The organism is Pseudomonas sp. NBRC 111143 (genome assembly GCF_001320965.1).
Classification (GTDB): Bacteria; Pseudomonadota; Gammaproteobacteria; order Pseudomonadales; family Pseudomonadaceae; genus Aquipseudomonas; species Aquipseudomonas machongensis.
Window position 1 is genome coordinate 59,296 of record NZ_BCBT01000019.1, and the last position, 15,250, is coordinate 74,545.

Genomic DNA, 15,250 nt, shown 5'->3' on the forward strand with positions numbered 1-15,250 from the left:
CCTCCCGTAGAGGCAGGGCGCTATTAATAGTCTGCCGGGGTTTCCTGCAAGATCTGGCGAAACTCCGGCAAGGGCAGCGGTCGGCTGTGCAGGTAGCCCTGGTACAGGTAACAGCCCTGTCGCTCGAGAAATTCCAGTTGCTCCGTCAGTTCGACACCTTCTGCTATCACCGCCAGCTCCAGGCTTCGCGCCATGGCCACGATGGCTCGAACGATCTCGGCATCATTGGGGTCGTTGGGCGCGTCACGCACGAAGGTCTGGTCGATCTTCAGGGCATCCACCGGCAGGCGCTTCAGGTAGGTCAGCGACGAATAGCCCGTGCCGAAATCATCCATGGCGAAGCTCACCCCGTAGCGTTTGAGCTCACGCATCTTGTTGATGGTGTCTTCCAGGTTCTGGATGACAATGCCCTCGGTGATCTCCAGTTTGAGCATGCGCCTGGGCAAGCGATAGTCGTCGAGGCTGCGTAGCACTCGTTCGACGAAATCATTCTGGCGGAATTGCCGGGGGCTGATATTCACGCAGAGACTGAAATCGTCGGCACTGATCAGCCCGTCCTCGAGCATGCGCGCGCAGGCGTCGCAGGCTTCGTCAAGGATCCAGCTACCCACCTCGAGTATCAGGCCGCTTTCCTCGAGCACCTGGATGAACTGGGAGGGCGCTTGCTGGCCAAGTTGCGGATGGTGCCAGCGCAAGAGCACTTCGGCACCGACGATGCGGTTGTCGCGGGCGTCCACCTGGGGCTGGAAGTGCAGGGCCAGTTCGCCGCGCGCGAGCGCCAGACGCAGGTCGTTTTCCATGCGCAGGCGCTCGCTGGCCGCCTTTTGCATGGTGGTGTGGAACAGCTGGGTGGTATTGCGTCCGGAATCCTTGGCGCGGTAAAGGGCGATGTCTGCTCGCTTGAGCAGATCGGCCGGGGTGATGCCATGGTCGGGAATCAGTGCCACGCCGATGCTCGGTGTCACCTGCAGGCGCTGGCCGTCCAGCGACATGGGTTCGGCCAGCAGTTCGCGCAGGGTGTCGGCCAACTCGCGAACCTTGCCCTCGACGTGCTCGCGACTCCCCTCCAGACCGCTGAGCAGGACTACGAACTCGTCGCCCCCCAGGCGTGCCACGGTGTCTTCCAGGCGCACGCTGGCTTCGAGGCGGGCAGTGATGATCTTCAATACCGTGTCGCCGACGGGGTGGCCCAGAGAGTCGTTGATGTGCTTGAAGTGGTCCAGGTCGAGGAACAGCAGGGCGCCGCGTAGGTTGTGGCGCTTGAGCAGGGCGATCTGCTGGCTGAGCCGGTCCATCAGCAGGGCGCGGTTGGGCAGGTTGGTCAGCGGGTCATGGTAGGCCAGGTGGCGGATCTGTGCTTGTGCGTTCTTCAACTGGCTGACGTCGCGGGCGGTCAACAGCAGGCAGTCGGTTTCATTGAGGCTGATCGGCTCGACGGACACCTCGACGGTCAGGATGTCTCCGCGTTTGTTGCGCCCGAGCATCTCCCGGTGGTGTACCCGGCCGCGCTCCTTGAGTTCAGCAAGCAAGGCTGCCCGTTGCTTGTCGTCGGCCCAGATGCCCAGTTCGAAAACGGTACGCCCCACCACCTCGATACTGCTGTAGCCGGTCAGGCGGCAGAAGCCGTCGTTGACCTCGACATAGCGTCCACTGAGCCGTTCGGTGATGGTGATGGCGTCGGGGCTCGAGTGGAAGGCTTTGGCGAACTTCTCCTCGCTGGCCTTGAGTGCCGCCTCGGCGCGCTGTTGCTGGGTGATGTCACGCAGCGTGGTGACGCTGCAGGGCTGGCTGTCCACGGTGATCAGGCGGCTGGAAATCACGCAGGTCAGTGGTGAGCCATTGCGGTGGTTGACCACGACCGCGACATTGCTCAAGGCCTGATCGCGGATTACCCGTTCGATGCGTTGCGCGCGCGCGGACGACTCGGCCCAGAGGCCGATCTGCTCGGCGGTGCGCCCGATGACCTGTTCGGCGTCCCACCCGAAGGTCTGGGTGAAGGCTGGATTGATCTCGATGAACTGGCCCGTATCCTGGTGAGTGACGCAGATCGGGTCGGGGCTGACCTGGAACAGGCTGGCGAACTTCTCTTCCGAGGCGCTCAGGCGTTGCTCGCGCTCGACCTGGTCGGTGATGTCCAGCAAGGTGCCGGCCATGCGCAGTGGGTTGCCATGTTCGTCGCGATAAAGCCGCGCACGGCTTTCGATATAGCGCGATGCGCCGTTCTCCAGCTGGACGCGATAGGTGATCTGGTAGTTGCCGGCCGGCCCTTCGCGCAGGCTGCGGTAGGCTTGACGCATGGCGCTGCGTTCTTCCTCGGGCACGCCTTCGAAGAAGGCTTCGAAGGACTCATGGAAGGGCACCGGGTCAAGGCCGTGCAGTTGCGCGGCGCGCGCCGAGCCATAGAGCATTCCGCTGGGAATGTGCCAGTCCCAGGTGCCCAACTGCGCCGAGTCCAGGGCCAGGTCCAGGCGCTCCTGGCTGTCCTTGAGTGCCTGCTCGGCCCGCTTGCGTTCGGTGGTGTCGACAAAGGTGCTGATCAGGTAGGTGATGCCTTCGAGCTCGATACCCTGGGTGCAGAGGATGCCATCGTGGATGTTGCCGCTGGTGGCACGGAACTGGACTTCCATGATCACCGGGCTGCCATTGTTGCGAGTGGCTTCCAGTACTTGCTGGCGCTGTTCGGGGTGGACCCAGAGGCCGAGTTCCACGCTGGTCTTGCCGACGACCTGGGCGCCGGGCCAGCCGAACATGTCCTCGAAGTGCTGGTTGACCTCGAAGATCATGCCATCGTGGCGGCGGGTCAGGAGGATGGCATTGGGGCTGAGGTGGAAGAGGGTGGCAAAGCGCTTTTCCGAGTTGATCAGTGCGGTTTCGCGATCGCGCTGACGGGTGATCTCGCGGATCACGCCGATCATCTGTGGACGGCCATGGCGATCATGGGTCAGGCTGCCATTGATTTCCAGCCAGTGCAGGCTGCCGTCCGGCCAGCGGATGCGATGGCGCATGGCCTGCTCCACGGGCTCGCCGTTGACCACGGCGTGGAACAGCTGGCGGGTGCGGGCGCGATCCTCCTCCGGCAGCAGGTCCAGGTAGTCGATATCCGCGGGCAACGGGCGCAGGGGATCGAAGCCGAACAGCGCCTGCGTGCCTCGTGACCAGCTCACCCGGCCGGTTTCGATATCCCACAGCCAGGCGCCCAGGCGTGCGCCGTTGAGCGCGGCGAGCAGTTGCGGAGCATTCTGCCAGGCCTGCTCGGACTCCTGGGGATCGACCGCAGGGATGCGCGGCAGGCGCGGAAAGCGGTTTGCTGATTTGGGCATCGGTACCAGACCTTTGGCGGATGAAGCGTCCTTGTAAGTGAAATGCCTGGCTGATGGACGGTCAGGCGGACCCCGAGTGGCTGTCGAGCAATGCCATGAACGCCTTTGCCGCATTCGACAGCGTTCGTTCCGTATGCAAAATGTAGCCTAGCTGGCGCGACAGCTGTATGCCGGGCAAGGCGATGGGTGCAACCTGTTCATCGAGCATAGTACGTGGCAGCACGCTCCACGCGAGGCCGATTGAAACCATCATCTTGATGGTCTCCAGGTAGTTGGTACTCATGGCGATGTTCGGCGTCAGGCCCTGACTCTCGAACAAGCGCTGCACGATGTGGTGGGTAAAGGTGTTGCCGCCGGGGAACACGGCGGGGTGGCGGGCGATATCGGCCAGGCTGACATCGCTATCAAGGGCCAGGGCGTGCTCCGGGGCCGCTACGAAATCCAGGGCGTCGTCCCACACTGGAACGGCCCGGACCAGGTGATGGGGCTCGGGGGCCAGGGTGATCACTGCGATTTCCGCGCGGCCATGGAGAACTTCGTCGTAGGCCGTTTCTGAATCTAGAAACTGAATATCCAGTGCCACGGAAGGGTGCTGTCGGGTGAAAGCCCTTAGCAGCGGGGGCAGGCGGTGCAGGCCGATATGATGGCTGGTGGCCAGGGTCAGGCGCCCGGTAACTTCTCCTGTCAAATTGGTCAGGGCGCGGCGCGTATCATCCAGTACATTGAGGATCTGATAGGCGCGAGGCAGCAGGGCTCGGCCGGCTTCGGTCAAGGTGACCTCACGGCCCAGGCGATCGAACAGGCGTACATCCAGTTGCTGCTCCAGGCCGGCGATGCGTTTGCTGACGGCGGGTTGGGTCAGGTGCAGGCGTTCACCGGCGCCGGAAAAACTTCCGGTTTCGGCGATGGCGATAAAAGCGCTGAGGTTGGCGAGGTCCATGCGCTCGAATTCCTATTGGTTATCCAAAGCATAAAAATTATGAATTTGAGTTATTCAATCTAACCCCATAGCATCGTCCGTACAAGCCAAGGGGTTATTGGCATAGAAAGACGCTGATGAGGAACAGTCTGATGGCTGGCAAAACGCTCTACGACAAACTCTGGGATGCGCACGAAGTCAAACGGCGCGACGATGGCTCGTCCTTGATCTATATCGATCGTCACATCATCCATGAAGTGACTTCGCCGCAAGCTTTCGAAGGCCTGCGCCTGGCCAATCGCAAGCCCTGGCGCATCGACGCCAACATCGCCACGCCCGACCACAACGTGCCGACCACGCCAGAGCGCAAGGGGGGTATCGAGGCCATCGTCGACCAAGTGTCGCGCCTGCAGGTGCAGACCCTGGACGAGAACTGTGACGAATACGGCATCGTCGAATTCAAGATGAACGACGAGCGCCAGGGCATCGTCCACGTCATCAGCCCGGAGCAGGGCGCCACCTTGCCGGGCATGACCGTGGTCTGCGGTGACTCGCACACCTCGACCCACGGCGCCTTCGGGGCCTTGGCCCATGGCATCGGCACCTCCGAGGTCGAACATGTGCTCGCCACCCAGTGCCTGGTCGCCAAGAAGATGAAGAACATGCTGGTGCGCGTCGAAGGCCAGTTGCCTGTCGGCGTCACCGCGAAGGATATCGTGCTTGCCGTGATCGGCAAGATCGGCACTGCCGGTGGCAACGGCCACGCCATGGAGTTCGCCGGCAGCGCTATTCGCGAGCTGTCGATGGAAGGCCGCATGACCATCTGCAACATGTCCATCGAAGCCGGTGCCCGTGTCGGCCTGGTGGCTACCGATGCGACTACCGTTGCCTATGTCGAAGGCCGTCCGTATGCGCCGAAGGGCGAGGACTGGAAGCGTGCCGTCGAAGCCTGGAAAGACCTGGTTTCCGACGACGATGCCGTGTTCGACACCGTGGTCGAACTCGACGCCGCACAGATCAAGCCGCAGGTCAGCTGGGGCACTTCCCCGGAAATGGTGCTCGCCGTCGACCAGCGCGTGCCGGATCCGGCCGCCGAGGCCGATCTGATCAAGCGTGGTTCGATCGAGCGCGCACTCAAGTACATGGGGCTCACCGCCAACCAGGCGATCACTGATATCCAGCTGGACCGCGTGTTCATCGGCTCCTGCACCAACTCGCGGATCGAAGACCTGCGCGCTGCGGCGGACATCGCCAAGGGCCGCAAGGTTGCCGCTACCGTCAAGCAAGCCATCGTCGTGCCGGGTTCGGGCCTGGTCAAGGCCCAGGCCGAGCGTGAAGGCCTGGACAAGATCTTCCTTGCGGCGGGCTTCGAATGGCGTGAACCAGGCTGCTCCATGTGCCTGGCGATGAATCCGGACCGCCTGGAAAGCGGCGAGCATTGCGCCTCGACGTCCAACCGCAACTTCGAAGGCCGTCAGGGCGCCGGTGGTCGTACCCACCTGGTCAGCCCGGCCATGGCCGCCGCCGCTGCGGTAACCGGCCACTTCATCGATGTCCGCGAGTTGATCCAAGGGAGCGCAGCATGAAAGCCTTTACCCAGCACACCGGCCTCGTCGCGCCGTTGGATCGTGCCAACGTCGACACCGACCAGATCATCCCCAAGCAGTTTCTCAAGTCGATCAAGCGTACCGGCTTCGGCCCCAACCTGTTCGACGAGTGGCGCTACCTGGACGTGGGCCAGCCCTACCAGGACAACAGCAAGCGCCCGGTGAACCAGGAGTTCGTGCTCAACCACGAACGCTACCAGGGTGCCAGCGTGTTGCTGGCGCGGGAAAACTTCGGTTGCGGTTCCAGCCGCGAGCATGCCCCTTGGGCGTTGGACGAGTACGGTTTCCGCAGCATCATTGCGCCGAGCTTTGCCGACATCTTCTTCAATAACAGCTTCAAGAACGGCCTGCTGCCCATCATCCTCAGCGATGAGGAAGTGGATGAGTTGTTCAAGCAGGTCGAAGCCAACCCGGGCTACCAGCTGACCATCGACTTGCAGGCGCAGGCTGTTACCCGTCCAGACGGCAAGGTGCTGCACTTCGAGATCGATGCGTTCCGCAAGCATTGCCTGCTCAACGGCCTGGACGACATCGGTCTGACCTTGCAGGACAGTGACGCGATCAAGGCCTTCGAAGGCAAGCACCGCGCCGCGCAGCCCTGGCTGTTCCGGGATGCCTGAAGCAGGTAGGTGACAGTACCGGCCTCTTCGCGGGTGAGCCCGCTCCTACAGATATCGCAAGGCCTGAGGCAATGCTGTACCAGTGGGAGCGGGTTTGCCCGCGAAGAGGCCGGTACAGGCAATAAAACCAAAAGGATTGAATCATGACGGGTACCAGCCACACCGAAGTAGTCCAGCGTCAGTTCGGCGAACAGGCCAGCGCCTACCTCAGCAGCACCGTGCATGCCCAGGGCAGCGAGTTCGCCCTGCTGCAGGCCGAGCTGCAAGGGCAGGGCGCTGCTCGCGTGCTGGACCTGGGCTGTGGCGCCGGTCATGTCAGTTTTCACGTGGCGCCACTGGTGGCCCAAGTCGTGGCATACGATCTTTCCCAGTCGATGCTTGACGTGGTTGCCAAGGCCGCCAGCGAGCGTGGGCTGGCCAATATCGTCACCGAGCGCGGCGCCGCCGAGCGTCTGCCGTTCGCCGACGCGTCGTTCGAATTCGTCTTCAGCCGTTACTCGGCACACCACTGGAGCGACCTGGGCCTGGCACTGCGTGAAGTGCGTCGGGTGCTCAAGCCGGGTGGCGTGGCGGCGTTCGTCGATGTCATGTCACCGGGCAGCCCGTTGCTCGACACATACCTGCAAAGTGTCGAAGTGCTGCGCGACACCAGCCATGTACGCGATTATTCTGCTGCCCAGTGGCAGCGTCAGGTCAGCGAGGCAGGGCTGTTCACGCGCAGCCATAGCCGCCAGCGCCTGCGCCTGGAGTTCGCGTCCTGGGTGGAGCGCATGCGTACTCCCGAACCGATGCGTGTGGCCATTCGCCAGCTGCAGCGGGCGATGGGCGAGGAAGTGCGGCAGTATTACCAGATCGAGGCTGATGGCTCCTTCAGCACGGATGTCCTGGTGCTGTGGGCCGAGCGATAGAGTTTCCGGCGTGGCTGACCGAGCCGCGCTGTTTGAATGAATAGAGGAAAGCATGAGCAAGCAGATTCTGATTCTCCCAGGTGATGGCATCGGTCCGGAAATCATGGCCGAGGCGGTCAAGGTGCTGGAGCTGGCCAACGACAAGTTCGGCCTGGACTTCACCCTGGAGCACGACGTGATCGGTGGTGCGGCCATCGACAAGCACGGCGTACCGCTGGCTGACGAAACCCTGGAGCGCGCGCGCAAGGCCGATGCCGTCCTGCTCGGCGCCGTCGGCGGGCCGAAGTGGGACAAGATCGAGCGTGATATCCGTCCTGAGCGCGGTCTGCTGAAGATTCGTGCGCAACTGGGCCTGTTTGCCAACCTGCGTCCGGCGATCCTCTATCCGCAACTGGCTGACGCTTCGTCGCTCAAGCCCGAGATCGTCTCCGGGCTGGACATCCTCATCGTCCGCGAGCTGACCGGCGGCATCTACTTCGGTGCTCCGCGTGGCCAGCGCGAGCTCGAAGGTGGCGAGCGCCAAGCCTATGACACGCTGCCCTACAGCGAGAGTGAAGTGCGCCGTATCGCCCGTGTGGGCTTCGACATGGCCCGCGTGCGCGGCAAGAAACTGTGCTCGGTGGACAAGGCCAACGTCCTGGCCTCCAGCCAGCTGTGGCGCGAAGTGGTCGAAGACGTCGCCAAGGACTACCCGGACGTCGAGCTGAGCCACATGTACGTCGACAACGCCGCGATGCAACTGGTGCGCGCACCCAAGCAGTTCGACGTGGTGGTGACCGACAACATGTTCGGTGACATTCTGTCGGATGAGGCTTCCATGCTGACCGGTTCCATCGGCATGCTGCCTTCTGCTTCGCTGGATGCCGACAACAAGGGCATGTACGAGCCTTGCCACGGTTCGGCGCCCGACATCGCAGGCCAAGGTATCGCCAACCCGCTGGCGACCATCCTCTCCGTATCGATGATGCTGCGTTACAGCTTCAACCAGCAGGCCGCTGCCGAGGCGATCGAGCAGGCTGTGAGCCTGGTGCTGGATCAGGGTCTGCGCACCGGTGACATCTGGTCGGCCGGTTGCACCAAGGTCGGTACGCAGGAAATGGGCGACGCAGTAGTCGCAGCGCTGCGGAATCTGTAATCTCTCTGGCCCGCCATCGTTTCCCTTCGATGGCGGCCCACTTTTTAGCAAAGGTGTAGTTGCGATGAAACGTGTAGGTCTGATCGGTTGGCGCGGTATGGTCGGTTCCGTGCTCATGCAGCGGATGCTGGAGGAGCAGGACTTCGACCTTATCGAGCCGGTGTTCTTCACCACCTCCAACGTGGGTGGCCAAGGCCCGAACGTGGGCAAGGATATTGCTCCGCTCAAGGACGCTTATTCGATCGAAGAGCTCAAGACCCTCGACGTGATCCTGACCTGCCAGGGCGGCGACTACACCAACGAGGTCTTCCCCAAGCTGCGTGAAGCCGGCTGGCAGGGTTACTGGATCGACGCTGCCTCTTCCCTGCGTATGCAGGATGATGCAGTCATCATCCTCGACCCGGTCAACCGCAAGGTCATCGACCAGCAGTTGGACGCCGGCACCAAGAACTACATCGGCGGCAACTGCACCGTCAGCCTTATGCTGATGGGCCTGGGTGGGCTGTTCGAAGCCGGCCTGGTCGAGTGGATGAGCGCGATGACTTACCAGGCGGCCTCCGGTGCCGGTGCGCAGAACATGCGCGAGCTGATCAAGCAGATGGGAGCAACCCATGCTGCGGTGGCCGACGATCTTGCCAACCCGGCCAGCGCGATCCTCGACATCGACCGCAAGGTTGCCGAAGCCATGCGCAGCGAAGCCTACCCGACTGAAAACTTCGGCGTGCCGCTGGCTGGCAGCCTGATTCCGTGGATCGACAAGGAACTGCCGAACGGGCAGAGCCGCGAAGAGTGGAAGGCTCAGGCCGAGACCAACAAGATCCTCGGCCGCTTCAAGAGCCCGATCCCGGTCGATGGCATCTGCGTACGTATCGGCGCCATGCGCTGCCACAGCCAGGCGCTTACCATCAAGCTGAACAAGGATGTGCCGATCGCCGATATCGAAGGCATGATCAGCCAGCACAACCCATGGGTGAAGCTGGTGCCGAATCAGCGTGAGATCAGCATGCAGGAACTGAGTCCTACCAACGTGACCGGTACCCTGAACATTCCGGTCGGTCGTCTGCGCAAGCTGAACATGGGGTCCCAGTACCTGGGCGCCTTCACGGTCGGCGACCAGTTGCTGTGGGGCGCTGCCGAGCCGCTGCGCCGCATGTTGCGGATTCTGCTGGAGCGTTGATCGCCTCAAGTTGATCGAAAACCCGCGCTGGAGACAGCGCGGGTTTTTTGTTTGTGCGGCAATCAAGTAAAGTGCCGCTCCCGCCGTACCCGCAGAAGGAGCCAAACCATGAGCCAACCCCTAGATATCGCCGTCGTCGGCGCCACCGGAAGTGTCGGTGAGACCCTCGTGCAGATTCTCGAGGAGCTGGAGTTCCCGGTCGCGACCCTGCACCTGCTGGCCAGTATGGAATCTGCCGGCAGCAGTGTGATGTTTGCTGGCAAGAAGGTGCGAGTGCGTGAGGTGGACAGCTTCGACTTCGCCCAGGCCAAGCTGGCGTTCTTCGCCGCCGGTGCTGCAGTCAGCCGCAGCTTTGCGCAGAAGGCGCGCGAGGCCGGCTGCTCGGTGATCGATCTGTCGGGCGGGCTGGATGACGCGCTGGCGCTGGTGCCAGAGGCCAATGGCGAGGCCGTCGACGGCCTTGCATTGCCAGCCTTGCTGGCCAGCCCAAGCAGCGCCGCTGTCGCGCTGGCCGTTGCGCTCGCGCCGCTCAAGGGGTTGCTGGATATCGAGCGGGTCCAGGTAATGGCCTGCCTGGCCGTTTCGTCCCAGGGGCGCGAGGCGGTGAACGAGTTGGCGCGGCAGACGGCCGAGTTGCTCAACGCCCGCCCGTTGGAGCCGCGTTTCTTCGATCGCCAGGTGGCGTTCAACCTGTTGGCGCAGGTGGGGGCCACCGATGAGCAGGGGCATGCAGCGCTGGAGCGTCGCCTGGTCAGCGAGTTACGTACGCTGCTGGGCTTGCCTGAGCTGAAGATTTCCGTGAGCTGCGTTCAAGTCCCGGTGTTTTTCGGCGATAGCTTCAGTGTGACGGTGCAGAGTCGCCAGTCGGTCGATCTGCAATCGGTCAACCAGGCGCTGGACGCCGCTGCCAGCGTCGAGCGTGTGGAAAATGACGATTATCCGACACCCGTCGGTGACGCAGTGGGGCAAGACGTGGTCTATGTTGGTCGTGTACGCCATGGCGTCGACGAGGATCAGCAGCTCAACTTGTGGCTGACCACCGACAACGTGCGCAAGGGTGCGGCGCTCAACGCCGTACAATTGGCGCAATTGTTGATAAAAAAAATGGCGTAAAAGATACTGGCCAGCAATTTTGTCCTACACCACTGGCAGGTTTTTAGGACGATTCATACAAGGGAAGAGGTCATGCTTCGAATTCGCAAACTGGTTCTGGCCATCGCGGCCGCCTCGGCGCTGTCGTCCGGCATGGCCAATGCCCTTGGCCTGGGGGAGTTGACCCTCAAGTCGGCGCAGAACCAGCCGCTGGATGCCGAGATCGAGTTGCTCGATGTGCGCGACCTCACCGCCGCTGAAGTGGCGCCGAGCCTGGCTCCTCCCGAGGAGTTCGCCAAGGCAGGGGTGACGCTGCCCGCTTATCTGGAAGACCTGACGTTCACGCCGGTGATCAATCCCAACGGTCGCAGCGTGTTGCGCGTGACATCCAGCAAGCCGCTGCCGGAGCCGGTGGTCAAGTTCCTGGTTCAGGTGATGTGGCCCCAAGGGCGGCTGTTGCGTGACTACAACGTGGCGCTCGACCAGCCGCAGCAGGCCAGCGCCAAGCCTGCCCAGGGCGCCATCAGCCCGGCAGTGAGCGCCGCCAGCTACACGACGCGCCAGCGCGACACGCTCTGGCAGATCGCCGCACGCAACACCCACGGCGGTTCGATCCAGCAGACCATGCTGGCGATCCAGGCCCTGAACCCCGATGCCTTCATCGGCAATAACATCAACCAGCTCAAGACCGGTCAGGTCCTGCGCCTTCCAGACGAGCAGCAGATCCGCAGCATTGCCCAGGGTGAGGCGATCCGCGAGGTTTCCGAGCAGTACGCCGCCTGGCGCGAAGGTCGGCGCCTGGGGCCGCGTGCGCGCCAGTTGGATGCCACCCGTCGGGGGGCTGCCGAAGCCGCGCCTGCACGTATCGCCCAGGGCGATAACCTGCGGCTGGTTGCGCCCGGCACGCAGACGGGGGCCGACAGCGCCAAGGCGCTGAGCGACAAGCTGGCCGTGGCCCAGGAAAGCCTGGATACCAGCCGCCGCGACAACGAAGAACTCAAGAGCCGTATGACCGACCTGCAGAGCCAGCTGGACAAGCTGCAGCGTCTGATCGAATTGAAGAACGACCAGTTGGCGCGTCTCGAGGCGCAAGGGGCCGCCGAGCCTGCAGCACCTGTAGCCGCGACGCCGCCCGTCGAGCCGGTGGTCAACGCCCAGTTGGCCCCTGCCGAACCTGCGGTCACGCCGCCGCCAGCCGCAGCGGATACTGCGCCGCAAGCAGCGGCGGCGCCGGAGCAGCCACCGAGTGCACTCGACGAACTGCTGGGCAATCCGCTGTTGCTGGCGCTGTTGGCGGGCTCGGCCTTCCTCGTGTTGCTGCTGCTGTTGCTGCTTCTGGCGCGCAAGCGCAAGGCCCAGCAAGAGGCTGAGAAGCACCTGCGCATGGCTCGAGCCTTGGCCGAGGAAGGTGAGCGCGGTCCGGATCTGGACCTGCCGCCCAGCAGCTTCGATGGATTGGACGTCTCGGCGCCGAGCGTGACCTTGTCGCCTGCCGTGGTGGCGGCCTCCGCTGCAGCAGCGGCGGCGGCGGAAAAGCCAGTCGTTGCCAGTGCGCCGGCTGATGCCGATCCGCACGCGGCGCTATTGGCCGAGGTCGACGAGAGCGTCGCCAAGGGGCGCTTGAATCACGCAGCTACTCTGCTGGAGCCGGTGGTGGCTGCCGAGCCGCAGCGCAGCGACCTGCGCCTTAAATTGATGGAAGTCTACGCTCGCCAAGGCGATCAGGACGCGTTCGTCGGCCAGGAGCGCCAGTTGCCCGGTACACCTGAGAACCAGGGCGAAGTCGAGGGGCTCAAGCAACGTTATCCGGCCATGCTAGGGGTTGCGGCGGCAGGGCTCGGCGCGGCTGCGCTGGCTGCGGAGATGGACGAGCAGTATGTGCAGGAGCTGCTCCAGGAACACGAGGCGGCACCTGTCGCAGAGCCCGAGCCGGTTGTCGACGAAGCGGTGGCCGCGGCGCCCCAGTCAGAGCCTGTGCTGGACAGCGTGCCAGATCTCGATGAGGTGCCCGTCACCGCCACGGACGATCTGGACAGTGCGTTCGACCTGAGTCTGGACGATGACCTCGCGCTTGACGACTCGCTCGATGCCCCGGTGCTGGATGCACCTGATACGACGCAAACGCCCGAGGTCGTGGTTGAGCCGGCGGTGCAGGCCGAGCCGGTCGTCGAGAGCGATGCCGACGACGATTTCGAGGCATTGCTGGCCCAGGCTCAGGCGCAATCCGAGCCACAAAGCCTGGATGATCTGGCGGACTTCGATCTGGATGTCGGTGAGCCGGCCGTAGCCGCGCCGCCTGCTGCCGAGCCGGAGGCGCCCGTGGATGTCGCTGCCGAGCTGGCTGCATTCGACGAGATTCCGGAATTCGACCCGATTTCCGAACTCGAGCTGCCGGACGACTTCGACCTGTCGTTGTCGCTGGACGACGAATCGCCAGCCGACAAGCACTTCGCCTCGGAACTCAGTGACGTCAACGCCGAGCTCGACAAGTTGTCGCAGAGCCTGGCATCGCCGTCGTTGGAGCCACACTTCACCGCCGAGGATGCGGCGCTCGAGCCCGGAGCCCTGGATGACCTGGACTTCGACTTCTTCTCCGGCACCGACGAAGTGGCGACCAAACTCGACCTGGCTCGGGCCTACATCGACATGGGCGATCACCAGGGCGCCCGCGATATCCTCGACGAGGTGGTCAAGGATGGCGACGACGGCCAGCGCCAGGAGGCGCAGGACATGCTGTCGCGTCTGGTCTGACGCGTAGCTTGCCCTGATCGGACAACGGCAGCCCTGTGGGCTGCCGTTGTCGTTATAATGGCCGCCTTTTCGTTTCATCCACAGGTTTGGCTTTCTTGGACATCAACGACATCGACGCGGCCGAATCGGCGGCCGAAGGGTACTCGCGCATCGCCCTGGGCGTGGAATACAAAGGTTCGCGCTACCGCGGCTGGCAACGCCAGGCCAGCGGTGTGCCCAGTGTCCAGCAGGCGCTGGAGCAGGCATTGTCGAAGGTCGCCGACTCACCGATCAGTGTGATGTGCGCCGGGCGCACCGACGCTGGCGTTCACGGCTGTGGCCAGGTGGTGCACTTCGATACCCGCGCCGTGCGTGACGAACGTGCATGGACCCTGGGCACCAACTTCAACCTGCCCCATGACATCAGCGTGGCCTGGGCACGTACGATGCCCGCGCACTTCCATGCGCGGTTCAAGGCCACTGCCCGGCGTTACCGCTACGTCATCTACAACGATCCGATCCGTCCGGCGCACCTGGCCGAAGAGGTGACCTGGAATCACCGCCCGCTGGATGTCGCGGCGATGGCCGAGGCCGCCGAATACCTACTTGGCACCCACGATTTCAGCGCATTCCGGGCCAGCCAATGCCAGGCCAAGTCGCCGATCAAGCATATCCACCACCTGCGCGTTACCCGTCATGGTCGGATGATCGTCCTCGACGTGCGCGCCACGGCTTTCCTGCATCACATGGTGCGCAATATCGCCGGTGTGCTGATGACCATCGGTGCCGGCGAGCGCCCTGTGCAATGGGCCCGCGAGGTACTGGAGGGGCGCAACCGTCGGGAGGGGGGCGTGACGGCGCATCCTTATGGCCTGTACCTGGTGCAGGTGGAGTATCCGGAAGAGTTCGCCCTGCCGCAGCGTTACATCGGCCCACACTTTCTTACCGGCTACGAGGCGTTGGCAGACTGACGGGCGAAACGTCATTTGCTAACATCCGGCCTTTCACCGATCACTCAAGGTTCGTCGTCCATGAGCAACGTCCGCACCAAGATCTGCGGGATTACCCGCATCGAAGACGCGCTGGCCGCCGTCGAGGCCGGTGCCGATGCCATTGGCTTCGTCTTCTACGCCAAGAGCCCCCGCGCGATGGATGTGCGCCAGGCGCGGGCGATCATCGAGCAGTTGCCGCCCTTCGTGACCTCGGTGGGGCTGTTCGTCAACGTGTCACGCTGTGAGCTGAACGAGATCCTCGAGGTGGTTCCACTGGACCTGCTACAGTTCCACGGCGACGAAACCCCTGCCGATTGCGAAGGCTATCACCGCCCATGGATCAAGGCCCTGCGAGTGCGCCCCGGGGATGATCTCGAGGCTGCCTGCCAGCAGTACTCCGGCGCCCGTGGCATTCTCCTGGACACCTACGTGGCTGGCGTGCCGGGGGGGACTGGCGAAGCCTTCGATTGGTCGCTGGTGCCGGCGCGCTTGAGCAAGCCGATCATCCTCGCGGGTGGGTTGTCGGCGGACAACGTCGGTCAGGCCATCGCCCAGGTCAACCCCTATGCGGTGGACGTCAGTGGCGGCGTCGAGCAGGCCAAGGGCATCAAGGATGCCAGCAAGATCGAAGCCTTCATGCGCGCGGTCCGCGCGGCGTGACGGCGGATGTGACGGTTGGCGGCGTGCCATCGTCCATAGCTATCGCAGCCCGGTGCTGCCCGGCTGGCCCCGTGGGGCTGGTCATCAGAA

Annotated in this window: 11 protein-coding genes; 9 read left to right on the forward strand and 2 right to left on the reverse strand. The window is 63.5% G+C overall.

All coding sequences use genetic code 11. From position 1 onward, the window contains the following. Positions 1-23 precede the first annotated feature (23 nt). Positions 24-3,320 carry a bifunctional diguanylate cyclase/phosphodiesterase gene (locus tag APH44_RS12995; RefSeq protein WP_054893094.1) on the reverse strand — a complete coding sequence of 1,099 codons (3,297 nt, stop codon included), beginning with the start codon at positions 3,318-3,320 and terminating at the stop codon, positions 24-26. A gap of 61 nt (positions 3,321-3,381) precedes the next feature. Further along, complete coding sequence (locus APH44_RS13000; protein ID WP_054893095.1) at positions 3,382-4,260, reverse strand: LysR family transcriptional regulator; 879 nt, start codon at positions 4,258-4,260, stop codon at positions 3,382-3,384. Between the two features lie 131 nt (positions 4,261-4,391). On the opposite strand from APH44_RS13000, the gene leuC reads away from it, so the two are divergent. From leuC to APH44_RS13045, 9 genes are all read left to right on the forward strand, one after another. Next, on the forward strand, positions 4,392-5,825 hold the full coding sequence (gene leuC / locus APH44_RS13005; RefSeq protein WP_054893096.1) for a 3-isopropylmalate dehydratase large subunit: 1,434 nt from the start codon (positions 4,392-4,394) through the stop codon (positions 5,823-5,825). Continuing rightward, positions 5,822-6,466 (forward strand): 3-isopropylmalate dehydratase small subunit, encoded by a 645-nt coding sequence (gene leuD, locus APH44_RS13010; protein WP_054893097.1) that lies wholly within the window; start codon positions 5,822-5,824, stop codon positions 6,464-6,466. Before leuC ends, leuD begins: the two co-directional genes overlap by 4 nt. A gap of 143 nt (positions 6,467-6,609) precedes the next feature. Next, the gene (locus APH44_RS13015) at positions 6,610-7,374 is read left to right on the forward strand and encodes a class I SAM-dependent methyltransferase (protein ID WP_054893098.1); all 765 of its coding nucleotides are present in this window, start codon (positions 6,610-6,612) and stop codon (positions 7,372-7,374) included. 52 nt (positions 7,375-7,426) lie between these two features. Next, positions 7,427-8,509: a 3-isopropylmalate dehydrogenase gene (leuB, locus tag APH44_RS13020; RefSeq protein ID WP_054893099.1), complete on the forward strand. Its 1,083-nt coding sequence runs from the start codon at positions 7,427-7,429 to the stop codon at positions 8,507-8,509. 64 nt (positions 8,510-8,573) lie between these two features. Continuing rightward, positions 8,574-9,686 (forward strand): aspartate-semialdehyde dehydrogenase, encoded by a 1,113-nt coding sequence (asd, locus tag APH44_RS13025; RefSeq protein WP_054893100.1) that lies wholly within the window; start codon positions 8,574-8,576, stop codon positions 9,684-9,686. Between the two features lie 108 nt (positions 9,687-9,794). Beyond that, on the forward strand, positions 9,795-10,799 hold the full coding sequence (locus tag APH44_RS13030) for an aspartate-semialdehyde dehydrogenase (protein ID WP_054893101.1): 1,005 nt from the start codon (positions 9,795-9,797) through the stop codon (positions 10,797-10,799). 72 nt (positions 10,800-10,871) lie between these two features. Continuing rightward, positions 10,872-13,529 (forward strand): FimV/HubP family polar landmark protein, encoded by a 2,658-nt coding sequence (locus APH44_RS13035; protein ID WP_054893102.1) that lies wholly within the window; start codon positions 10,872-10,874, stop codon positions 13,527-13,529. 95 nt (positions 13,530-13,624) lie between these two features. Next, a complete protein-coding gene (truA, locus tag APH44_RS13040) occupies positions 13,625-14,479 on the forward strand; it encodes a tRNA pseudouridine(38-40) synthase TruA (protein ID WP_054893103.1) in 855 nt (284 codons plus the stop codon). 60 nt (positions 14,480-14,539) lie between these two features. Further along, positions 14,540-15,160, forward strand: a complete 621-nt coding sequence (locus APH44_RS13045; RefSeq protein WP_054893104.1) for a phosphoribosylanthranilate isomerase — start codon at positions 14,540-14,542, stop codon at positions 15,158-15,160. The last annotated feature ends 90 nt before the right edge of the window (positions 15,161-15,250 follow it).